Below are 19,899 nucleotides of genomic sequence, written 5' to 3' on the forward strand. Positions count from 1 at the left end.
GCCATGAGCAAGGCATTCACGAAGGAAAGCGACGGCGACGAGGACGACGACCTGGCGCTGCCGCCGCTGCCCGCAGGCGTACGCAACTACATCACGCCGCAGGGCTACGCAAGGCTGCGCATGGAGCTGCTGCAACTCATCGACGAGGAGCGGCCCAAGACGGTGGAAGTGGTTTCCTGGGCCGCCAAGAACGGCGACCGCTCGGAGAACGGTGACTACCTGTACGGCAAGAAGCGGTTGCGCGAGATTGACCGCCGCATCCGCTTCCTGACCAAGCGCTTGGACATCGCCGAGGTCGCCGACCCATCGGCGCATTTCGGCAAGGATCAGGTGTTCTTCGGCGCCACCGTTACCTACGCCGATGCGCAGGGCGATGAGCACACCATCACCATCAAGGGCATCGACGAGGTGGACAGCCTGCACGGCGAGGTGAGCTGGATTGCTCCCATCGCGCGCGCGCTGCTCAAGGCGCGCGAGGGCGACGAGGTGCAGTTCATGTCGCCCGGTGGGCTGCAGGTGCTGGAGGTGTTGGAGGTGCGGTACCCCGAGCCGGGAAAGGCGTGAGGCGCGGCGATCCGGCTGAGCGGGCCGAAGCCAGCCGCAGCTCAAGGCTTCAGGGCTTGACCCGCTGCGCGCGCAGCACCGCCGGTGCGCGCTTGAGCGTGCGCAGCACGTCGGCTAGGTGCAGCCGGTCGCGCACGCTCAGCAGCAGCCGCATCTCCACGCTGTCGCCACCGTGCTCGTCGCCCATGTCGATGTGGGTGATGTCGGCCTCGGCGGCGCTCACGGCCGAGGCTACGCGTGCCAGCACGCCTTTGCCGTTTTGCACCAGCACCAGCACCGCGGCCTCGAAGGGACGGGTGATGTCCTCAGCCCACTCCACCGGAAGCCAGTGCTCGGCGTCGCGCTCGTGCAGTCGCCGCGCCACGGCGCACTCTGCGGTGTGCACTGTCAGGCCTTCACCACGGCCCAGGTAGCCGACGATGGAGTCGCCGGGGATGGGACGGCAGCAGCGCGCCAGCTGCACCGAGGTGCCTTCGTTGCCGTCGATGGTGACGACGCCCTGTGAGGGCGCGCCTTCCTCGCGGGCGGCAAAGCGGCCCATCGTGAGCGTGACGGCGTCGGGGCGCTGGCCCTGCTCGGCCATGAGCTGCGCCAGCCGCTTGGCGACGATGGTGGCGATCTTCTTGCCCAGGCCGATGTCCGTGAGCAACTCGGCCGGGCCGCGGTTGCCGCTCCAGCGCGTGAGCGTCTGCCACAGCGCCGTGGCCTGCTCGTCGGGGCTCTCGATCGGCGGCAACGGCAGCCCTTCGGCGCGCAGCGCCTGTGCCAGCAGCTTCTCGCCCAGTGCCCGCGACTCCTCCTGCTCCATGTTTTTGAGGTAGTGGCGGATCTTGGAGCGTGCGCGCCCCGTGCGCACGAAGTTCAGCCAGGCCGGGTTCGGGCGCGCGCCCGGCGCGGTGACCACCTCCACCACGTCGCCGCTCTTGAGCTCGGTGCGCAGCGCCACGGGCTCGCCATTGACGGTGGCGGCCACGGTGTGGTCGCCCACGTTGGTGTGGATGGTGTAGGCAAAGTCCACCGGCGTGGCGCCGCGCGGCAGCGCCAGGATCTTGCTCTTGGGCGTGAAGACGTAAACCGCGTCGGGGAACAGGTCGATCTTGACGTGCTCCAGGAACTCGCTGGCGTCGCGCGTCTCGTCCTGGATGTCCACCAGCGACTGCAGCCAGCGCGAGCCCAGGCGCTGCGCCTCGTTGAGCCCATCCTCGTCCTTGACCTTGTACATCCAGTGCGCGGCGATACCGCTCTCGGCCACGGCGTGCATGGGCTCGGTGCGGATCTGGAACTCCACTGCCGTGCCCAGCGGGTTGACGAGCGTGGTGTGCAGCGACTGGTAGCCGTTGGCCTTGGGGATGGCGATGTAGTCCTTGAAGCGCCCGGGCACCGGCTTGTAGAGCTGGTGCAGCACGCCCAGCGCGTGGTAGCAATCGTAGAGCTCGGGCACCACGACGCGGAAGCCGAAGATGTCGTTGACCTGCGCGAAGCCCGTGTGCTTCTCACGCATCTTCATGTAGATGGAGTAGACGGTCTTCTCGCGCCCGGAGATGCTCGCCCGGAGCTTGACGGTGGCGAAGGCCTTCTCCACGTCGCCGCGGATGCGGTCCACGATGTCGCGCCGGTAGCCCCGCGCGCGCTGCACCGCCTTGGACAACGCCGCGTGGCGCCAAGGATGCAGGTACTGGAAGCTGAGCTCCTGCAGCTCGCGGTAGCTCTGGTTCAGACCCAGGCGGTGCGCGATGGGCGCGTAGATGTCCAGCGTCTCCCGCGCGATGCGGCCGCGCTTGTGCGGTGCCATCGCCGCCATGGTGCGCATGTTGTGCAACCGGTCGGCGAGCTTGATGAGGATGACGCGCACGTCGCGCGCCATGGCCAGCAGCATCTTGCGGAAGGACTCGGCCTGAGACTCCTCGCGCGTGCTGAAGTGCAGCTTGTCGAGCTTGGTCAGCCCGTCCACCAGGTCCGCCGTGGCGGCGCCGAAGCGCTCGATGAGCTCGGGCTTGGTAATGCCGCAGTCCTCCATCGCGTCGTGCATGAGTGCGGCCATGATGGCCTGCGCATCGAGCCGCCAGTCGGCGCACAGGCCGGCCACGGCGATGGGGTGCGTGATGTAAGGCTCGCCGCTGGCACGGAACTGGCCCAGATGCGCTTCGTCGGCGAACTTGTAGGCCTCGCGTACCTTCTTCAGATCGGCCTTGCTCAGGTAGGCGAGCTTGTCGGTAAGCGCGGCAAAGGATGCGACGTCGGCCGGGCGCGAGGTGCTAGGCGACGGCGCGCGCGAGCCCAGGTGGAGCGCGGAAGGCAAGAGATCGGCGGCGAAGGAACGGATGCCCATGGAGCGAATTTAGCGTGTCATCGCCCCCGCATCTGCGGCAGGCCCAAATGAGAACGGGCGCCCAAGGCGCCCGTCACGGGAAGAACCGTCAGCCGATCACGATCAGGTCGGCACCTTGCGCAGCATCTCTAGGCCGACTTCGCCGGCGGCGATCTCGCGCAGCGCCGTCACGCCGGGCTTGTTCTTGCTCTCGATCTTGGCGGCGTGGCCCTGGCTCAGCATGCGCGCGCGGTACGTGGCCGCCAGCACCAGCTGGAAGCGGTTGGGGATCTTCTGGAGGCAGTCTTCGACGGTGATGCGGGCCATGCGTGCTAGTCCTTCAGATGGAAGCTTTGGGAGGGTTCAGATCAAGTCCAGCGCGGCGAACACCTGCGACTTGCTGCGCTGCTGTGACGCGTATTTCAGACGCTGGGAGTGGACGACGGTCTTCAGGTCAAAGAGCGCCGTCTCGAAAAGGGCGTTGATTATAACGTAGTCGAAATGCCGGGCCTGCGCGACCTCGTGCCGGGCGTTGATCATGCGCTGCGCGATCACCTCCGGGTGGTCCTCGCCGCGGCGCTGCAGGCGCTGGCGCAGCTCTTCCCAGCTCGGCGGCAGGATGAAGATCAGCACCGCATGGCTGAAGATCTGCTTGATCTGCAGCGCGCCCTGGTAGTCGATCTCCAGCACCACGTCCTCGCCGGCCTGCAGCCGGCGCTCGATGGCGTTGCGCGAGGTGCCGTAGCGGTTGCCGTGCACCTCGGCCCATTCGAAGAAGTCGCCGTGCTCGATCATGGCGTCGAACTGGGCGTTGCTGATGAAGTGGTACTCGCGCCCGTCCTGCTCCTGCCCGCGCGGCGCGCGCGTGGTGTGCGAGACCGACACCGCCAGGTGCGAGTCCAGCTCCAGCAGCGCCTTGACGAGGCTGGATTTGCCCGCGCCGCTGGGCGCGGCGACGACGAAGAGATTGCCCGGGGTTTCCATGCCTGTGCCTTCCTGTGCTGCCGACCGTCTTTGCCTGGTTCTTACTCGATGTTCTGGACCTGCTCGCGCATCTGCTCGATGGCTACCTTCATCTCCACCGACACCGCCGTGAGTTCCAGCGCCGCGGACTTCGAGCCCAGCGTGTTGGCCTCGCGGTGCAGTTCCTGGATCAGGAAGTCCAGCCGCTTGCCCAGCTCGCCGCCCTTGCCCAGCAGCCGCTCGATCTCGTCGAGGTGCGCCTTCAGCCGCGAGAGCTCCTCGGCCACGTCGATGCGGATGGCGTAGGCCGCGGCCTCGGCCAGCGCGCGCTCGGCCTGCGCCTCGGCGCTCACCGACGCCCCGGCGCCCGCCGTCTGCAGCGCCTCGTGCCAGCGCTCCAGGAAGCGCTGCTGCTGCCGCTGCACTACCTGCGGCACCAGCGGCTCGGCCTGCGCGGCCAGCTCGCGCAGCCGCTGCACCCGCTCCATCAGGATCGCCACCAGCCGCGCGCCCTCGCGCTCGCGTGCCTCGCGCAGGCCCTCCACCGCGGCGCGCGCGGCTTCGAGCACCACCTCGTCAGGCTGCTCGCTGCCGCCACCGCTGCGGCACCACTGCAGCACCTCGTGCACCGACAGCGGCGTCGCCTTGGACAGCCAGCCCTGCACCGTGCTCTCCAGCCGCGACAGCGTGCTCAGCTGCTCGGTCGTGGGCCGCGGCCAGGCGCCGTCGCCCTCGCGCCCGGTGCTCAGGCGCAGCTCGATCTTGCCGCGCTTGAACACGCCGCTGACCAGCTCGCGCAGCGCCGGCTCCAGCGCGCGCAGCTCTTCGGGCAGCCTCAGGCTCAAGTCCAGGAAGCGGCCGTTGACCGAGCGCAGCTCCACGCTGGCCGTGCCCGTCACCACGCCCGTTTCCGGATTCGTGGACCCGCCGGCGCTGGCGCTGGCGTAACCGGTCATGCTGTAAACTGGCATCGCGTTTATCGCATTGCAAAATTCGATTATGTCAAAGCCCAAGCCGGCCCCGTTGCCAGCCGGCACCGTGGTGGGCGGCTACCAGATCATCAAGAAGCTGGCAGCCGGGGGCTTCGGGGTGGTGTACCTGGCCGAGGATGCGCAGCGCCATCTCGTTGCGCTGAAAGAGTATTTGCCCTCCTCGCTGGCCGAACGCGCCCCCGGCGAGCTCGCCCCGCGCGTGCGCCAGGACAAGCAGTCGCTCTATCGTCTGGGACTCAAGAGCTTCTTCGAAGAAGGGCGTTCGCTCGCGCAGATCAGCCATCCCAGCGTGGTATCGGTACTCAATTTCTTCCGAGAAAACGAGACCGTGTACATGGTGATGAATTACCTGCAGGGCGACACGCTGCAGGACTTCATCGTCACCGCGCGCGACCTCAAGCGCGACAAAGTGTTCCGCGAGTCCACCATCCGTAGCCTGTTCGACGAGGTGCTGCGCGGGCTGCGGATCGTGCACCAGCACAAGATGCTGCACCTGGACATCAAGCCCGCGAACATCTTCATCACCGACGACAACCGCGCCGTGCTGCTGGACTTTGGCGCCGCGCGCGAGGTGCTGTCCAAGGAAGGTGATTTCATCCGCCCGATGTACACCCCTGGCTTCGCCGCGCCCGAGATGTACCGCCGCGACGGCACGCTGGGCCCCTGGACCGACATCTACGCCATCGGCGCCTGCGTCTACGCCTGCATGCAGGGCTACCCGCCCAACGACGCGCCGCAGCGCATCGAGAAAGACCGCCTGGCACTGAGCCTTTCGCGGCTGCGCAACATCTACTCCGACAACCTCATCGAGGTCACGGAGTGGTGCATGTCGCTCGATCCGCTGTCGCGTCCGCAGAGCGTGTTCGCGCTGCAAAAGGAGCTCGGCCGCGAAACCGAGCGCCGCTATACCAAGCTGTCCTTCAGCGAACGGCTGAAGCTGCAGATCGAAAACCTCAAGACCGGAAGCAAGGTGTGAGCGCCGCCGTGCGGCGCGGGGTAGCCACGGTGGTCGTGCAAGCATGAAGTTCAGCGTCTACCAGCTCAGCCGCAAGGGCGGGCGGCCCCGCAACGAGGACCGCATGGGCTACTGCTACACGCGCGACGCGGGCCTCTTCGCCCTGGCTGACGGCATGGGCGGCCATCCCGAGGGCGAGGTCGCGGCGCAGTTGGCGTTGCAAACCCTGGCCGGCATGTTCCAGCGCGACGCCCAGCCGCGGCTGCCCGATCCGCAGCGCTTCCTGCAGGAGTCGCTGCTGGCGGCGCACCAGCAACTGTTGCGCTACGCCGGCGAGAACGGCCTGTCCGACACGCCGCGCACCACCATCGTGGCCTTGGTGCTGCAGGGCCGCCACGCCTACTGGGCGCACTGCGGCGACTCGCGGCTGTACCTGCTGCGCGAGGGATCGCTGCTGGCCCGCACGCGCGACCACTCCTACGCCGAGCTCGCGCGCGCGCTCGCGCCGGACGGCGCCGCGCGTCGCAACCGCAACGTGCTCTTCACCTGCCTGGGCAGCCCGGGCAAGCCGGTGGTGGACGGCGGCGGTCCGCAGCGGCTGCAGCGCGGAGACCGGCTGCTGCTGTGCTCCGACGGCCTGTGGAGCGAAGTGGCCGACGAGCAGATCGTGCACGCCCTGGCGTCCACGCAGCCGCTGGCCGAGGCCGTGCCCACGCTGGTGGAGCGCGCGCTGCGGGCGGCAGGTCCGCGCGCCGACAACGTCACCGCGCTGGCGTTGCAGTGGGATGCGGTCGAGGACCCGCTGCAGGCGGCCATGCCCACCACCAGCGTTGCCTTTTCCACCACCATCCAGCCGCCCGAAGGACTGCCCGGACTCCACGACGACTTCGACGACGAGGAGATCGAGCGCTCCATCCGCGAGATCAACGAAGCCATCCAGCGCACCGCCCAGCGGCGGCGCGCCAAGTAACCCTCACCACCCCCTGGAGAAGCATGACCGTGTTTGAACGCACGCAAGCCCGTGCCGCGGACGCCCTGCGCCCGGTGCGCATCGTCCGCCGCTACACCCGCCACGCCGAAGGCTCGGTGCTCGTCGCCTTCGGCGACACCCAGGTGCTGTGCACCGCTTCGGTCGAGGAGCGCGTGCCGCCGCACAAGAAGGGCAGTGGTGAAGGCTGGGTCACGGCGGAGTACGGCATGCTGCCGCGCGCCACCCACACCCGCGGCGCGCGCGAGGCCGCCAAGGGCAAGCAAAGCGGCCGCACGCAGGAAATCCAGCGCCTCATCGGCCGCTCGCTGCGCGCGGTGTTCGACCTGGCCGCCCTGGGCGAGCGCAGCATCCTTATCGACTGCGACGTGCTGCAGGCCGACGGCGGTACCCGCACCGCGGCCATCACCGGCGCCTGGGTGGCCGCGCACGACGCGGTGAGCTGGCTGCTGGAGCGCGGGCTCATCGAGCGCTCGCCGCTGCGCGACGCGGTGGCCGCCGTCTCGGTGGGCCTGGTCGAGGGCACGCCGCTGCTGGACCTGGAGTACGTCGAGGACGCCGCCTGCGACACCGACATGAACATCGTTATGACCGGCAGCGGCGGCATCGTCGAAGTGCAGGGCACGGCCGAGGGCGCGCCCTTCAGCCGCGAGCAGCTCGACGCGCTGCTGGCGCTGGGCGCCCAGGGCATCGCCGAGCTGGTCGAGCTGCAGCGCCGCGCGCTGGCGGAAAAGGTGCCGGCATGAGGCTGGTCCTCGCCTCCAACAACGCCAAGAAGCTCGCCGAGCTGGGCAGCCTCTTCGGCGACCTGCCGGTGGAGTTGGTGACACAGGGCTCGCTGGGCATCGCCGAGGCCGAGGAGCCGCACATCAGCTTCGTGGAAAACGCGCTGGCCAAGGCGCGCCACGCCGCGCAGGCCGCGGGCGGGCCGGCCATCGCCGACGACTCCGGCCTGTGCGTGGACGCGCTGGGCGGCGCGCCGGGCGTGATCTCGGCGCACTATGCGGACGCGCCGCTGCCGCCGGGGCTGCCCCGCGAGGAGCACCGCGCGCGCCAGGACGCCGCCAACAACGCGCTGCTGCTGCAGCGGCTGCAGGGCCAGGCCGACCGCCGCGCGCGCTTCGTGTGCACGCTGGTGGCGCTGCGCCACGCGCAGGACCCGGAGCCGCTGATCGCCTTCGGACGCTGGGAGGGCGAGATCCTGCAACAGCCGGTCGGGGAGGGCGGCTTCGGCTACGACCCGCTGCTGTTCATCCCGGCGCTGGGCTGCGCGGTGGCGCAGCTCGATGCCAAGGTGAAGAACCAGCACAGCCACCGTGCGCTGGCCGCGCGCCAGATGGCGTCGCTGATGCGGGAGGCTTGGCACCTTGGCTGATTCCGCCCCCATCCGGCTGCTGCGCCCCGGCGCCGTGGCGCTGCAGGCGCTGCCGCCGCTGTCGTTGTACGTGCACTTGCCCTGGTGCCTGCGCAAGTGCCCGTACTGCGACTTCAACTCGCACGAGGTGCGCGGCGGCGCCGGGCTGACGCCGGAACTGCAGCGCGACTACCTCGACGCGCTGGTGGCGGACCTGGAATCCGCGCTGCCGCAGATCTGGGGCCGGCGCGTGCACAGCATCTTCATCGGCGGCGGCACGCCCAGCCTGTTCGAACCCGAGGCCATCGACCGGCTGCTGGCCGACATCCGCGCCCGGCTGCCGCTGGAGCCAGGCTGTGAGATCACACTGGAGGCCAACCCCGGCACCTTCGAGAAGGACCGTTTCCGCGGTTACCGGGCTGCCGGCGTGACGCGGCTGTCGGTGGGCGTGCAGAGTTTCAATGACGCGATGCTGCAGGCCGTTGGGCGGGTGCACGACGCCGAGCAGGCGCGCGCGGCGGTGGCCGAGGCGGCCTCCGCCTTCGACACCTTCAACATCGACCTGATGTACGCGCTGCCCGGGCAGAGTCTGGAGATGCTGGCGCGCGACCTGGACGAGGCGCTGTCCTTCGCGCCGCCGCACCTCTCCATCTACCACCTGACGCTGGAGCCCAACACGCGCTTCGCCACGCGGCCGCCCGAAGGGTTGCCCGACGACGATCTGGCTTCGGACATGCTGGACCTGCTGGCGCAGCGCACGGCCGAGGCCGGGCTGCAGCGCTACGAGGTGTCGGCCTTCGCGCGGCCGGGCCACCGCTGCGTGCACAACCTGAACTATTGGGAGTTCGGCGATTACCTGGGCATCGGCGCCGGCGCGCACGGGAAGATCAGCTTCCCCGACCGCATCCTGCGCCAGCAGCGCTGGCGGGAGCCCGCGACCTACATGGCCAAGGTGCGCGAGGGGCAGGCGGTGTCCAACGAGCAGACCGTCATGCCCAAGGAGCTGCCCTTCGAGTTCGTGCTCAACGCGCTGCGGCTCAAGGACGGCTTCGAGCTCACGCGCTTCAGTGAGCGCACCGGGCAGCCGCTGCAGGCCATCCAGCGCGCGCTGGCCGAGGCCGAGCGCCGTGGCCTGCTGGAGCGCGAAGGCGACATCGCGCGGCCGACGGCGCGCGGATTCGACTTCCTGAGCGATTTGCAGGCGCTGTTCCTGCCGCCGGACTGACCGGCGGCAGGGCCGGGGGTCACACCCGGTGCGTCGGCCCGCTGGAGGTGGCGGCGAGCTGTTCCATCAGGCGTGCGCCGATGCGCTGCAGCGGCAGCACCTCGTGCGCGGCGCCGGCGGCGATGGCTTCGCGCGGCATGCCGAAGACGACGCAGGTGGCCTCGTCCTGGCAGATGTTGTAGGCCCCGGCGTCGCGCATGAGCTTCATCGCCTTGGCGCCGTCGGCGCCCATGCCGGTGAGCATCACGCCGAAGGCGTTGGGGCCGGCCACGCGCGCGGCCGACTCGAACAGCACCTCCACCGAGGGCTTGTGGCGGTTCACCGGCTCGCCGTCGCGCACCCGCGCGATGTAGTTGGCGCCGCTGCGCTCCACGCTCAGGTGCAGCCCGCCCGGGGCCAGGTAGGCGTGGCCGGGCAGCAGCCGCTCGCCGTCGGTGGCCTCGCGCACCGTGAGGCGGCACAGCGAGTTCAGCCGCGCGGCATAGCTGCGCGTGAAGCCCGGGGGCATGTGCTGCGTGATCAGCACCGCCGGCGAGTCCGGCGGCAGGCTCACCAGCACCTCGCGCGTGGCCTCGGTGCCGCCGGTGGAGGCGCCGATGAAGATCAGCTTCTCGGTGGACAGCCGGCCCAGCGGGCGCGCGGCCGGGGCCGGAGCGCGCGGTGCATCCGCAGTGGCGGCCGGCGCCGCGGTGGGCGCGGCCGCCACGCGGCGGTGGATGCGCGAGCGCGCGGCGGCGCGGATCTTGTCGCAGATTTCCTCGGCGAGATGGTTCAGCCCCTCGGCCACGCCCAGGCGCGGCTTGCTCACGAAGTCCACGGCGCCCAGTTCCAGCGCGCGCATCGTCGCCTCGGCGCCGCGCTCGGTCAGGGTGGAAACCATCACCACCGGCGTGGGCCGCAGCTTCATCAGCCGCGACAGGAATTCGAGCCCGTCCATGCGCGGCATCTCGATGTCCAGGGTCACCACGTCGGGCGAGACCTCGCGGATGAGCTCGCGCGCCGCAAAGGGATCGGCCGCGGTGCCCACGCACTGCATGTCGGGCTGTCGGTCGATGAAGGTCTTGAGCAGCGAGCGCACCAGCGCCGAGTCGTCCACCACCACCACACGAATAGAAGCCATCGCTGTTCCAGTCAGAAAAGTTCGATCGAGCCCGTTTCGGTGGGCACGGTCTTGGCCGCCGCGCGCTCCTGCGCCAGCAGCTGTTCGCCCATGGCCGTGGGTGCCAGGCGCTTGACCTTGGCGCGGCCACTGGCGGGTTCGAAGCAGACCTTGCGCGGGTACACGTCCATCACGTCCTGGCTGATGACGGGAATGCGCTCGGTCTTGAGGTAGTCCAGCACGAAGCGCGTGTTGCGCTCGCCCACGTTGAGCGTGCTCATGTTGCCCAGCACCGCGCCGCCGCCGAAGACCTTGGCCTCCAGCGAGGAGCGCGTGGCGCCGCGCTTCATGAGCTCGTTGATGAGCAACTCCATCGCGTACAGACCGTAGCGCGCGCCGTCACCGGCGTCGGGCAGCATGAAGTGGTTCATGCCGCCCAGGTGGCGATCGCGGTCCCACAGGCACGCCGCGATGCACGAGCCCAGGGTGGTCATGATCAGGATGTCCTGGTCGTACACGAAGTACTCGCCGGGCAGCACCTTCACGGCCTCGCGGCGGAAGTGCGCGTCGAAGAAGAAGAACGAGGCTTCGTGCGGCTTGCGCCGCTCGGCACGCAGCTTCTCCAGCAGCGCCGTGCTCTGCAGCCGCGCGGAGATGGCCTGGAGGGGAGGACGTACCGACATCACAGGCGCTCGTAGATGGTCTTGCCGCGCAGCTTGAAGAGCGTGCGGGCATCGCCAAAGTTTTCCGAGTGCCCCACGTACAGCAGCGCGCCAGGTCGCATGGTGCGGTGCAGGCGCTGCAGCACCTGCATCTGGGTCGGGGTGTCGAAATAGATCATCACGTTGCGGCAGAACACCGCGTCGAAGGGCTCGCCCAGGTCCCAGGATGGGCTCATGAGGTTGAAGGCGAAGAAGCTCACCAGCCGTGCCAGCTCGGGCTTGACCTTCATGCGCCCGGCGTTGGTGCCGGTGCCGCGCAGGAAGTGGCGCCGCAGTCGCTCGGGGCTCAGGCCGCGCGAGCCCGCGTCGTACACGCCGCGCTGCGCGGTGCCCAGTACCTTGGTGTCGATGTCGCTGGCCAGGATGCGCACGTTCTGCGGACTCGGCGCGTGCTCCAGCACCGTCATCGCCAGCGAGTAGGGCTCCTCGCCGGTGGAGGCGGCACAGCACCAGATGCGCTGGATGTGCGCGCCGGGCTTGCGCAGTTCCTCGGCCAGGGCGTGGAAGTGGTGCTCCTCGCGGAAGAAGGCGGTGAGGTTCGTCGTCAGGCAGTTCACGAACTCCTGCCACTCCGACTCGGCCGCCGCGCCGCGCGCCGTCTCCAGTGCCTGCAGGTAGGAGGCAAAGCTGCGGTGACCCGTCTCGCGCAGGCGCCGCGACAGGCGGCTGTACACCATGGCCTGCTTGCCGTTGTGCAGGCTGATGCCGGCGCGCTGGTAGATGAGTTGGCGCACGCGCTCGAAATCCGCACTGCCGAAAGCGAATTCGCCATCGGGCTGCACGGCGGCGGGAGACGAGGAAAGGCTCATGGCGAGGTCAGGTGACGATTCCGTTGGCCGGGTGTGGTTGCACCTGGATACATCAAGGACGCAGTTCGCCAGTCTGCACCGGCCGGGGCCGCATCCGGCGACCCCAGCGTGCCGGCAAGGTGGCGGAATTCACGCACCCGGCGCCCGCACGCAGCGGCACGCGGTCCCTCGCCGGGGCCGCGGTGCCGAAAGAGGGAGGATTCAGTCGCGGAAGTTCTCGAACTTCAGCGGCAGGTCGATGTCCTTGCGCAGCAGCGCGATGACGGCCTGCAGGTCGTCGCGCTTGCCGCCGCTGACGCGCACGGTGTCGCCCTGGATGGAGGCCTGGACCTTGATCTTGCTCTGCTTGACCAGGCCCTGGATCTTCTTGGCCGTCTCGGCATCGATGCCAGCCTTGAGCTTGACCAGTTGCTTGAGCTTGTCGCCGCCAATCTTCTCGGGCTTGGCGCTGTCGTCCAGGAAGCGCACGTCCACGTTGCGCTTGGTCAGTTTGGCCAGCAGGACGTCCTTGACCTGGCCGAGCTGGAAATCGCTGTCGGCGTAGAGCGTGAGCTCCTTGTCCTTGCCCTTGTCGGAGAACTCCACGCGGGCGTCGGAGCCCTTGAAATCGAAGCGGGTGCCGATTTCCTTGTTGGCTTGGTCGATGGCGTTGCGCACCTCGACGAGTTCGGGCTGCAGGACGGTGTCGAAACTGGGCATGGCTAAGGTCAGGAAGGGATCGGCGAAAATTCTCTCATGCAGCAATCCCTGTCCATCGAGCGCGGCCTGAGCCTGCGCCCCTACAACAGCTTCGGATTGCCGGCGCAGGCGCGCCAGCTGGTGCGCATCCGCGGCGATGCCGACGTGCGCCGCGTGCTGGACCACCCCGATCTCGGCCGCGAGCAGAAGCTGGTGCTGGGCGGCGGCAGCAACCTGGTGCTCACGCGCGACGTCTCGGCGCTGGTGCTCAAGGTGGAGGTGGCCGGAATCCGCTTGGTCGAGACGCGCGAGGACGCCTGGATCGTCGAAGCCGGCGCCGGCGAGAGCTGGCACGCCCTGGTGCAGTGGACGCTGGACCACGGCCTGCCCGGCCTGGAGAACATGGCCCTGATCCCCGGCACCGTAGGCGCCTCGCCGGTGCAGAACATCGGCGCCTACGGCCTGGAGCTCAAGGACCGCTTCGAGTCGCTGGACGCGGTGGACCTGATCACCGGGCGCAGCGTGACGCTGGACGCGCACGCCTGCCGCTTCGGCTACCGCGACAGCGTTTTCAAGCAAGGCGGCTTCGCCGGCCTGGCCGGCAAGAGCCTCATCACCCGCGTGCGCCTGAGGCTGCCGCGGCCCTGGCGCCCGGTGCTGGGCTACGTCGATCTGGAGAAGAAGATGGCCGAGACCGGCATCCGCGACCCGGACGCTCGGCAGATCTTCGACTGGGTCTGCGCCGTGCGCCGCGCCAAGCTGCCTGACCCGGCGGCGCTGGGCAACGCCGGCAGCTTCTTCAAGAACCCAGTGGTCAGTGCCGAGCAGTGTCGCGACATCATCACTCGCGACCCGCACATCGTTCACTACCCGCTGGCCGACGGCAGCGTCAAGCTCGCCGCGGGTTGGCTCATCGACGCCTGCGGCTGGAAGGGCAAGAGCATCGGCCGCGCGGGCGTGTACGAAAAGCAGGCGCTGGTGCTGGTCAATCGCGGCGGCGCCAGCGGCGCCGAGGTGCTGACGCTGGCGCGCGCGATCCAGGAAAGCGTCTACGGCCGTTTCGGCATCCGGCTGGAGCCGGAGCCGGTGGTGGTCTGACCGCCTGTCATCACGGTTCCCGGCGGCCGGAAACAAGCCCCGTCATGCCTGCCTTCGCGGGTGTGGCAACGGATGCCTGAAGTCGGCATCCATCCAGAGCGGTCTCACACCGTCGCCCCCGGCGTCACCTCCAGCAACCCGCACTGCTGCAGCGCCTCGCGCGTAGCGGGTAGCAGCGTGTCCCAGCGCTGCAGCGCCGCCAGCAGCGTGGCGGGTTCGGCGGTGGAAGCGTTCTTCTCCACCTCCAGCGCGGCCTGCGCCAGGCCCGTGAGACCCAGGTTCAGCGCCGCGCCTTTGGCCGCGTGCGAGGCTGCGCGCAGCGCGCTGCGCATCTGCGGCTCCTGCGCCCGCACTTCGTCGGCGGCGGCCAGATCCACCTGGGCGCCGGCCGCCGCGGCCTCCTCGGCCCCCAGCGCCTCCTGCAGCGACTGCACCTGGGCGCTCAACTGCGGCAGCTGCGCGCCCAGGTCGTCCAGGTAGCGCTGCGCCAGCGAGCGGTAGTGCGGGGTGGTGAGCACCTGCGCCACGCTGGTGGCGGCGGCCTCGTCCACCAGCGCTGCGGCGGGGGGCGTGGCCGGGGCTGGCGCGGCGCCGCCCTCGGGGCTGGTGCAGGCGTGGTTGCGGGCGCGCACCTGGTTGCGCATCACTTGGGCGAGTTGTTGCAGGGTCACGGGTTTGGTCAGCACGTCGTTCATCCCTGCGCTGAGGCAGCGCTGGCGGGTTTCGGGCAGGGCATCGGCGGTCAGCGCCACGATGGGCACCTGGCCCGCCGCCGCGGGCAGTGCACGGATGGCCTGCGTGGCGCCCGCGCCGTCGAGCACGGGCATGTGCAGGTCCATCAGCACGAGGTCGAAGCGCTGCTCGGCCACCGCTTGCACCGCGTCCACGCCGTTGCGCACGATGCGCGCGCGGTGGCCCAGCCGGTCCAGCAGCGCGCCGAGGTAGCGGCGGTTGATCTCATGGTCCTCGGCCACCAGCACGCGCAGCCCCGCCACCGGCAGCCGCTCGTCGGCCTCGGGCTCTACGGGCTCCTGCGCCTCCACCAGCGGCAATACCAGCGTGAAGGTACTGCCCGCGCCGGGGCTGCTCTGCACCAGCAGGTCGCCACCCATGAGCCGCGCGAGGTGGCGCGAGATCTCCAGCCCCAGTCCGGTGCCACCCTGGCGCCGCGGCCCGCCGGGCTGCACGAAGCGCTGGAACAGCCGGCTCAGGGTGTACTCGTCCATGCCGATGCCGGTGTCGGTGACGGCGCATTCCATCGTGCCGCTGACGTTGCCCAGGCGCACGTTGAGCGTGACCGAGCCGCTGTCGGTGAACTGGATGGCGTTGTTCATCAGCTTGTTGAGCACCTGCTTGAGCCGCGTGCCGTCGATCTCGATCGCGGCCGGCAGCTCCGGCGCCACGTGCACGCGCAGCGCCAGCCCCTTGGCCATGGCGCGCGGACGCATCACCTGCTCGACCTCGGCCACCAGCGCGCGCAGCGGCACCGGCTCGCTCAGCAGCGCCAGCGTGCCGGCCTCCAGCTTGGACATGTCCAGGATGTCGTTGAGGATCGACAGCAGGTGGTCGGCCGCCTCGTTGGCGGTGCGCAGGTACTCCTGCTGGCGCGGCTCCAGCGGTGTGTCGCGCAGCAGCGCCAGCATGCCCAGCAGGCCCTGGAAGGGCGTGCGGATCTCGTGGCTCATGTTGGCCAGGAAGGCGCTCTTGGCCTGGCTGGCGGCTTCGGATTCCTGGCGCGCTTCGCGCAGCCGCTGCGCCAGCAGCTCCACGCCAGCGCTGCGCTGGTCGAGCTGCTGACGCTGGCGCAGCAGCAGCAGGCCCATGCCCAGGCCGCCCAGCACCAGGATCAGCGTCAGCGCCAACTCCACCTGCCCGTGTTCGTCGATGGCGGCGTGGCGCTGCGTGATCTGCAGCGCCGCCTCGCGCGCGCCGTCGCGCGCCAGGGCGCGCACGGGCTCGTCCAGTGATTCCAGCTCCTGCTGCAGCGCGCGGTGCGATTCCTCGCTCAGCCGCGCCCGCGGCTGAGCGCCGAGGTAGAGGTCGGCGCGGGCGACGAAGTCGCGCAGCGTGCGCGCCGCCTGTTCGAGCCCGGGGCTGCGTGACAGCAGCCGCTGCCCCTGCGGGCTTTCGAGCAGCTCCACGCGGTTGACGAAGCTCCGGTAGCGCTGCTGCAGCGAGTCGTTCTCGCGTGTCGGCCCCGGCGGCGCGCGCCACTGGCCGCGCAGCTCCAGGTACGCGGCGTGCAGTTGCGGCAAGCCCAGCAGCAGCACGGTGTCGTCCTTGACATCGGCCGCGCTGTGCAGGCGCTGGATCTGGTGCCACTGCACCACACCCACGCTGGCCAGCAGCACCAGCGCCACGGCCAGCCAGCGCAGCAGCCGCGCGCGCTGGGTGTTGCGCGCGGTGGCGTTCACGGCATCGCTGCCCGCAGCGGCGGGCGTTCAGGATGGAAGAGCGGTGCCCGAAGGGTCGCGTCCGGGGGCGCGACACGGGCCGGGGGATGGAGGCTGCAACACGGCGGGGCTGTCAAGGCTCGGGACTCCAGGCGCACGGCGCGCGTGCGTGTAACTCCCTGATTATCGCGCCCGGCCATGGTGCATCCGCACAACGGCGCTCTGGCCCCGTGCTGGGCAGGCAATTGGCGCGCCGCGGCGGCGGCTACCGCCGCGGCCCTGGACCCGGATCAGCGCTTTCAGGCCGCGGCGGGGGCGGGGGACGGCTGGGGCTTGATCACGCCGTCGGCGATGAGCTTGTCGACCACCGTCTTCTGCATGCCGAAGGCGCGCAGGAAGCCGTCCAGCGGCATGACCAACTGCTGTGTCGGCGTGGCGAGCAGCTCCTGCTTGCCGTCTTTGGTCTGGCTGAGGACGGTGCCCAGGTCCAGGCGCACCAGCGGGCCGGTGACGGTGATGTTGATGATGGCGTCGGCGAAATTGGTTTGCATGGTCGTTGGCAGTGGGTTGCGGTTCCTCGGCGCTTTGCCGCCGATGGCGCGGGCGGCATTGTCCGGCCGCGAACCGCCGCCGTCGTGCCCGACCGGGCACGGCATGGGCCAGGCAAGCACGTCCGTCATGCCGGGCGTGAAAAAGTCGGCGCCGGTGCCGCCCCGAAGCTGGCCCCCGGCTCAGCCACCACGCACCGCCGCCAGCAATTCCAGCTCGACGGTGGCGTTCTTGGGCAGCTGGTACGCACCCACCGACGTGCGCGCATGCGCGCCCACCGTGTCCCCGAGCACCAGGCACAGCAGGTCCGAGGCGCCGTCGGCCACCTCGCTGTGCTGGGTGAAGTCGGCCGTGCACTGCACGTGCACGGTCAGCCGCAGGATGCGCTCGACCTGCTCCAGCGAGCCCAGGCTGCGCTGCAGCAGCGCCAGGGCGCGCATGGTGCAGATGCGCGCGGCCTCCTGCGCGCGCTCCAGCGGCACCTCGGCGCCGGCGCGACCGGTCACGACCACGGTGTCGCCCACGCGCGGGATCTGGCCGCTGAGGTGGACCACGTCGCCGTGGCGCACCAGCGGCACGTAGTGGCCGCCGATCTTGATCTCGCCGTCGAAGCGGTGGCCGAGCCGCTGGGCGGCCTGCTGGAAACGTTCGTCTGCGGACATGTGAAGCCTCTCCCTCGTGCCGTTGCTGGTGCTGTCAGAACCGTGACCCGGGCAACTTCAGGAATTCGATTTCCTCGGGCGTCGAGGCCCGGCCCAGGATGGCGTTGCGGTGCGGGAAGCGCCCGAAGCGCTCGATGATCACGTGGTGCTTGCGCGCCCACTCCTCGTTGTCCGCCAGCGAGGCTTCGGCGGCGGTGAGCGCGGCGTACAGGCGCAACGATTCCTCTTGTGCCTGCAGATCCTCGGCGTGCTCGAAGGGCAGGTAGACGAAGACGCGCTGCAGCGGCGCCAGCGCCTGGTCGAAGCCGCGCGCCACCATGGCGCGCGCGCCGGCCAGGGCCTGCGCATCGCCGGCGAAGGCGCGCGGCGTGTCGCGGAAGGCGTTGCGCGTGAACTGGTCCAGCAGCAGCACGCGCGCCAGCGCGGTGTCCGGCGCCGCCTGCCAGGCGTCAAGGCCGCCGCGCAGGGCGGCTTCGATCAGCAGCGTGAAGCGCGCGCGGATCTCGACGTCGAAGACCGGGTCCTTGGTGAACCACTGCGGCCGCGCCACCAGCGGCGGCTCGCCGAACCAGAAGCGCAGCACGGCGCGCGCATCGGCAGCCGGGCTCATGGCCGCGGCTCCAGCAAGTCCTGCGTCTCGGGATGGCGGCGCATGTAGGACGCCACGTAGCTGCACAGCGGGCGCACCTTCAGCCCTTCCGCGCGAGCCCATTCCAGGGCTTGGTGGACCATCGCCGCGGCCACGCCCTGGCCGTTCATCGCCTCGGGCACCTCGGTGTGGACGAATTCCACCGTGCCGCCGTCGCGGCGGTAGGCGCACTGCGCCAGCGCGCCCTCCAGGCGGCACTCGAAGCGGCTCTCGGCCGGGTTGTGTCGTACGGGGTGATTCATGGGGACGGTGGCTCCTCGACCAGGGTCGGGCCATTGTGGCGCCGGCCCGGCCGCCCCCATGGCGGCTCAGGCTGTGAGCTTCACAGGCTCGATCTGCACCGAGCTCTGCCCGTCGCCGACCCACACGATGCCGTCCTGCACCGTCACCTGCAGGTTCATGCCGCGCTGCGCCAGTGCCGCCAGCGCCTGGCTCTGCTCGGCCGGCACCTGCCACACCGTCACGTTGGGCACGCGGGTGAGCTTGCCCTGCAGCGGCGCCCACCACACCGGCGTGGAGCTGGCGTAGGAGATCACCGTGACCCGCTCGGCGCGCCCGGCAGCCTTGAGCAGCCGGCGCTCCTCGGGCTGGCCCAGCTCGATCCAGTGCAGCAGCTGCCCGGTGAGGTCCTTGTGCCACAGCGCGGGCTCGTCCACGTCCGACAGGCCCTTGGTGAATTCGAGCTGGCCGTGGCTGTCGTCGGCGGCCACGTGCAGCGCGAAGGCCAGCACCCGCATCATCAGCCGCTCCTCGGTCTCGGAGGGGTGGCGCGCCAGCGTCAGCGAGTGGTCGGCGTAGACATGGCGGTCCATGTCGGCCAGCTGCAGCTGGGCCTTGTAGATGGTGGACTTCAGCGCCATGCGCGCGCTCCGGCGATACGGGACATCGGAAAAACTCTTCTGGGTTTGCGAAAGGGCAGCGGGGCGCGACTGTGCCACAGCCGAAAATCCGGCCCTGCAGTCGCCGTTCGTTCATGGATCACAGCACCACGCCCTTCACGCCCGTCGTCCCGGATGCCCGGCGCCTGGGCCGGCCGCTCTCAGGCTGGAAGCTCAAGCTCTACACCGTCGTCTTTGAGGCCGACACCCCGGCCGGCCGCGCCTTCGACCTGGTGCTCATCGGCCTGATCGTCGCCAGCGTGGTGGTGGTGATGCTCGACAGCGTGGAGAGCCTGCACGCGCGCTGGAAGCCGGTCTTCGACGCGCTGGAGTGGGCCTTCACGCTGCTGTTCACGCTGGAGTATTTCGCGCGGTTGAGTTGCGTGCAGCGCCCGCTGCGCTACGCGCGCAGCTTCTTCGGCGTCATCGACCTGCTGGCGATCCTGCCCACCTACCTCTCGGTCCTCGTGCCGGGGCTGCACGCGCTCATCGACGTGCGCGTGTTGCGGCTGCTGCGGCTGTTCCGGATCCTCAAGCTCGGCGAGTACGTGGCCGAGTACGGTGCGCTGGGCCGGGCGCTGATGGCCAGCCGGCGCAAGATCCTGGTGTTCCTGTCCTTCGTGCTCATGGTGGTGGTGGTCATGGGCACGCTGATGTACGTGGTGGAAGGGGCGGCCAACGGCTTCACCAACATCCCGGTCTCGGTGTACTGGGCCGTCACGACCATGACCACCGTGGGCTTCGGCGATCTCACGCCCAAGACCGATCTGGGCCGCCTCATCGCCTCGGTCATGATGCTGCTGGGCTGGGGCACGCTGGCCGTGCCCACGGGCATCGTCAGCGCCGAGTTCACGGCCCAGCGCACGCGCCACCGCCCCACCACGCGCACCTGCCCGAGCTGCCTGAGCGAGGGCCACGAGCCCGACGCCCATTTCTGCCGCGACTGCGGCGCACCGCTCACGCCCTACCGCCACGACCGCTGAGGCGCCGCGCCGCGCGCTCTATCCTTGTCC

At 69.9% G+C, this 19,899-nt stretch carries 22 protein-coding genes; 8 read left to right on the forward strand and 14 right to left on the reverse strand.

Features of this window, described 5'->3' with window-relative positions:
• Positions 1 to 3 precede the first annotated feature (3 nt).
• The gene (greB, locus tag Q0741_RS04675) at positions 4 to 564 is read left to right on the forward strand and encodes a transcription elongation factor GreB (RefSeq protein ID WP_298232026.1); all 561 of its coding nucleotides are present in this window, start codon (positions 4 to 6) and stop codon (positions 562 to 564) included.
• A 49-nt stretch (positions 565 to 613) separates the two neighbouring features.
• Here the strand turns inward: greB and Q0741_RS04680 are convergent, their stop codons facing one another.
• The 4 genes from Q0741_RS04680 to Q0741_RS04695 form a co-directional block, all read right to left on the reverse strand.
• Positions 614 to 2,893, reverse strand: a complete 2,280-nt coding sequence (locus Q0741_RS04680) for a bifunctional (p)ppGpp synthetase/guanosine-3',5'-bis(diphosphate) 3'-pyrophosphohydrolase (protein WP_298232027.1) — start codon at positions 2,891 to 2,893, stop codon at positions 614 to 616.
• 102 nt (positions 2,894 to 2,995) lie between these two features.
• On the reverse strand, positions 2,996 to 3,199 hold the full coding sequence (rpoZ, locus tag Q0741_RS04685; protein ID WP_298232028.1) for a DNA-directed RNA polymerase subunit omega: 204 nt from the start codon (positions 3,197 to 3,199) through the stop codon (positions 2,996 to 2,998).
• A 36-nt stretch (positions 3,200 to 3,235) separates the two neighbouring features.
• On the reverse strand, positions 3,236 to 3,856 hold the full coding sequence (gene gmk / locus Q0741_RS04690; protein WP_298232029.1) for a guanylate kinase: 621 nt from the start codon (positions 3,854 to 3,856) through the stop codon (positions 3,236 to 3,238).
• A gap of 41 nt (positions 3,857 to 3,897) precedes the next feature.
• On the reverse strand, positions 3,898 to 4,806 hold the full coding sequence (locus Q0741_RS04695) for a YicC/YloC family endoribonuclease (protein ID WP_298232030.1): 909 nt from the start codon (positions 4,804 to 4,806) through the stop codon (positions 3,898 to 3,900).
• Positions 4,807 to 4,834: 28 nt separating this feature from the next.
• On the opposite strand from Q0741_RS04695, the gene Q0741_RS04700 reads away from it, so the two are divergent.
• From Q0741_RS04700 to hemW, 5 genes are read left to right on the forward strand one after another with little or no spacing between them, the layout of a single operon-like run.
• The gene (locus Q0741_RS04700; protein ID WP_298232031.1) at positions 4,835 to 5,803 is read left to right on the forward strand and encodes a serine/threonine-protein kinase; all 969 of its coding nucleotides are present in this window, start codon (positions 4,835 to 4,837) and stop codon (positions 5,801 to 5,803) included.
• A gap of 43 nt (positions 5,804 to 5,846) precedes the next feature.
• Positions 5,847 to 6,752 (forward strand): PP2C family serine/threonine-protein phosphatase, encoded by a 906-nt coding sequence (locus Q0741_RS04705; RefSeq protein ID WP_298232032.1) that lies wholly within the window; start codon positions 5,847 to 5,849, stop codon positions 6,750 to 6,752.
• A gap of 23 nt (positions 6,753 to 6,775) precedes the next feature.
• On the forward strand, positions 6,776 to 7,516 hold the full coding sequence (gene rph, locus Q0741_RS04710; protein WP_298232033.1) for a ribonuclease PH: 741 nt from the start codon (positions 6,776 to 6,778) through the stop codon (positions 7,514 to 7,516).
• Positions 7,513 to 8,145: a non-canonical purine NTP pyrophosphatase gene (locus Q0741_RS04715; protein ID WP_298232034.1), complete on the forward strand. Its 633-nt coding sequence runs from the start codon at positions 7,513 to 7,515 to the stop codon at positions 8,143 to 8,145. Before rph ends, Q0741_RS04715 begins: the two co-directional genes overlap by 4 nt.
• Entirely contained in the window at positions 8,138 to 9,349 is a 1,212-nt protein-coding gene (hemW, locus tag Q0741_RS04720) for a radical SAM family heme chaperone HemW (RefSeq protein WP_298232035.1), read from the forward strand. Before Q0741_RS04715 ends, hemW begins: the two co-directional genes overlap by 8 nt.
• A gap of 19 nt (positions 9,350 to 9,368) precedes the next feature.
• On the opposite strand, the gene Q0741_RS04725 is transcribed toward hemW, so the two are convergent.
• The 4 genes from Q0741_RS04725 to Q0741_RS04740 form a co-directional block, all read right to left on the reverse strand.
• Positions 9,369 to 10,469 (reverse strand): chemotaxis response regulator protein-glutamate methylesterase, encoded by a 1,101-nt coding sequence (locus Q0741_RS04725; protein ID WP_298232036.1) that lies wholly within the window; start codon positions 10,467 to 10,469, stop codon positions 9,369 to 9,371.
• An 11-nt stretch (positions 10,470 to 10,480) separates the two neighbouring features.
• The gene (gene cheD / locus Q0741_RS04730; protein ID WP_298232037.1) at positions 10,481 to 11,131 is read right to left on the reverse strand and encodes a chemoreceptor glutamine deamidase CheD; all 651 of its coding nucleotides are present in this window, start codon (positions 11,129 to 11,131) and stop codon (positions 10,481 to 10,483) included.
• The gene (locus Q0741_RS04735; RefSeq protein WP_298232038.1) at positions 11,131 to 11,979 is read right to left on the reverse strand and encodes a CheR family methyltransferase; all 849 of its coding nucleotides are present in this window, start codon (positions 11,977 to 11,979) and stop codon (positions 11,131 to 11,133) included. The genes cheD and Q0741_RS04735 overlap by 1 nt, the downstream gene beginning before the upstream one ends.
• Positions 11,980 to 12,180: 201 nt before the next feature.
• Positions 12,181 to 12,678, reverse strand: a complete 498-nt coding sequence (locus Q0741_RS04740; protein ID WP_298232039.1) for a YajQ family cyclic di-GMP-binding protein — start codon at positions 12,676 to 12,678, stop codon at positions 12,181 to 12,183.
• 36 nt (positions 12,679 to 12,714) lie between these two features.
• Between Q0741_RS04740 and murB the strand changes: the two genes are divergently transcribed.
• A complete protein-coding gene (murB, locus tag Q0741_RS04745; protein WP_298232040.1) occupies positions 12,715 to 13,755 on the forward strand; it encodes a UDP-N-acetylmuramate dehydrogenase in 1,041 nt (346 codons plus the stop codon).
• A 104-nt stretch (positions 13,756 to 13,859) separates the two neighbouring features.
• On the opposite strand, the gene Q0741_RS04750 is transcribed toward murB, so the two are convergent.
• The 6 genes from Q0741_RS04750 to Q0741_RS04775 form a co-directional block, all read right to left on the reverse strand.
• The gene (locus Q0741_RS04750) at positions 13,860 to 16,169 is read right to left on the reverse strand and encodes an ATP-binding protein (RefSeq protein WP_298232041.1); all 2,310 of its coding nucleotides are present in this window, start codon (positions 16,167 to 16,169) and stop codon (positions 13,860 to 13,862) included.
• 278 nt (positions 16,170 to 16,447) lie between these two features.
• Entirely contained in the window at positions 16,448 to 16,828 is a 381-nt protein-coding gene (locus Q0741_RS04755) for a hypothetical protein (protein ID WP_298232042.1), read from the reverse strand.
• Positions 16,829 to 16,879: 51 nt separating this feature from the next.
• Positions 16,880 to 17,359 carry a RidA family protein gene (locus Q0741_RS04760; RefSeq protein ID WP_298232043.1) on the reverse strand — a complete coding sequence of 160 codons (480 nt, stop codon included), beginning with the start codon at positions 17,357 to 17,359 and terminating at the stop codon, positions 16,880 to 16,882.
• Positions 17,360 to 17,393: 34 nt separating this feature from the next.
• Positions 17,394 to 17,969: a DUF924 family protein gene (locus tag Q0741_RS04765; protein WP_298232044.1), complete on the reverse strand. Its 576-nt coding sequence runs from the start codon at positions 17,967 to 17,969 to the stop codon at positions 17,394 to 17,396.
• Positions 17,966 to 18,250, reverse strand: a complete 285-nt coding sequence (locus Q0741_RS04770) for a GNAT family N-acetyltransferase (protein WP_298232045.1) — start codon at positions 18,248 to 18,250, stop codon at positions 17,966 to 17,968. Before Q0741_RS04770 ends, Q0741_RS04765 begins: the two co-directional genes overlap by 4 nt.
• Positions 18,251 to 18,316: 66 nt before the next feature.
• Positions 18,317 to 18,868, reverse strand: a complete 552-nt coding sequence (locus Q0741_RS04775; protein ID WP_298232046.1) for a YaeQ family protein — start codon at positions 18,866 to 18,868, stop codon at positions 18,317 to 18,319.
• A gap of 113 nt (positions 18,869 to 18,981) precedes the next feature.
• On the opposite strand from Q0741_RS04775, the gene Q0741_RS04780 reads away from it, so the two are divergent.
• Positions 18,982 to 19,869, forward strand: a complete 888-nt coding sequence (locus Q0741_RS04780) for an ion transporter (RefSeq protein WP_298232047.1) — start codon at positions 18,982 to 18,984, stop codon at positions 19,867 to 19,869.
• Positions 19,870 to 19,899: the final 30 nt, after the last annotated feature.

Origin of the sequence: uncultured Azohydromonas sp., assembly GCF_937926365.1 — a bacterium.
In the GTDB taxonomy this organism is placed as follows: Bacteria; Pseudomonadota; Gammaproteobacteria; order Burkholderiales; family Burkholderiaceae_C; genus Azohydromonas.

Coding starts and splice junctions, on each gene's coding strand:
- Q0741_RS04700 (WP_298232031.1), top strand. CDS start 4,835: ATGTCAAAGCCCAAGCCGGCCCCGTTGCCAGCCGGCACCGTGGTGGGC.
- Q0741_RS04695 (WP_298232030.1), bottom strand. CDS start 4,806: ATGCCAGTTTACAGCATGACCGGTTACGCCAGCGCCAGCGCCGGCGGG.
- rph (WP_298232033.1), top strand. CDS start 6,776: ATGACCGTGTTTGAACGCACGCAAGCCCGTGCCGCGGACGCCCTGCGC.
- Q0741_RS04725 (WP_298232036.1), bottom strand. CDS start 10,469: ATGGCTTCTATTCGTGTGGTGGTGGTGGACGACTCGGCGCTGGTGCGC.
- Q0741_RS04780 (WP_298232047.1), top strand. CDS start 18,982: ATGGATCACAGCACCACGCCCTTCACGCCCGTCGTCCCGGATGCCCGG.
- gmk (WP_298232029.1), bottom strand. CDS start 3,856: ATGGAAACCCCGGGCAATCTCTTCGTCGTCGCCGCGCCCAGCGGCGCG.
- Q0741_RS04740 (WP_298232039.1), bottom strand. CDS start 12,678: ATGCCCAGTTTCGACACCGTCCTGCAGCCCGAACTCGTCGAGGTGCGC.
- Q0741_RS04735 (WP_298232038.1), bottom strand. CDS start 11,979: ATGAGCCTTTCCTCGTCTCCCGCCGCCGTGCAGCCCGATGGCGAATTC.
- Q0741_RS04760 (WP_298232043.1), bottom strand. CDS start 17,359: ATGTCCGCAGACGAACGTTTCCAGCAGGCCGCCCAGCGGCTCGGCCAC.
- murB (WP_298232040.1), top strand. CDS start 12,715: ATGCAGCAATCCCTGTCCATCGAGCGCGGCCTGAGCCTGCGCCCCTAC.
- Q0741_RS04775 (WP_298232046.1), bottom strand. CDS start 18,868: ATGGCGCTGAAGTCCACCATCTACAAGGCCCAGCTGCAGCTGGCCGAC.
- Q0741_RS04770 (WP_298232045.1), bottom strand. CDS start 18,250: ATGAATCACCCCGTACGACACAACCCGGCCGAGAGCCGCTTCGAGTGC.
- Q0741_RS04765 (WP_298232044.1), bottom strand. CDS start 17,969: ATGAGCCCGGCTGCCGATGCGCGCGCCGTGCTGCGCTTCTGGTTCGGC.
- Q0741_RS04715 (WP_298232034.1), top strand. CDS start 7,513: ATGAGGCTGGTCCTCGCCTCCAACAACGCCAAGAAGCTCGCCGAGCTG.
- rpoZ (WP_298232028.1), bottom strand. CDS start 3,199: ATGGCCCGCATCACCGTCGAAGACTGCCTCCAGAAGATCCCCAACCGC.
- Q0741_RS04680 (WP_298232027.1), bottom strand. CDS start 2,893: ATGGGCATCCGTTCCTTCGCCGCCGATCTCTTGCCTTCCGCGCTCCAC.
- Q0741_RS04705 (WP_298232032.1), top strand. CDS start 5,847: ATGAAGTTCAGCGTCTACCAGCTCAGCCGCAAGGGCGGGCGGCCCCGC.
- cheD (WP_298232037.1), bottom strand. CDS start 11,131: ATGTCGGTACGTCCTCCCCTCCAGGCCATCTCCGCGCGGCTGCAGAGC.
- greB (WP_298232026.1), top strand. CDS start 4: ATGAGCAAGGCATTCACGAAGGAAAGCGACGGCGACGAGGACGACGAC.
- Q0741_RS04755 (WP_298232042.1), bottom strand. CDS start 16,828: ATGACGGACGTGCTTGCCTGGCCCATGCCGTGCCCGGTCGGGCACGAC.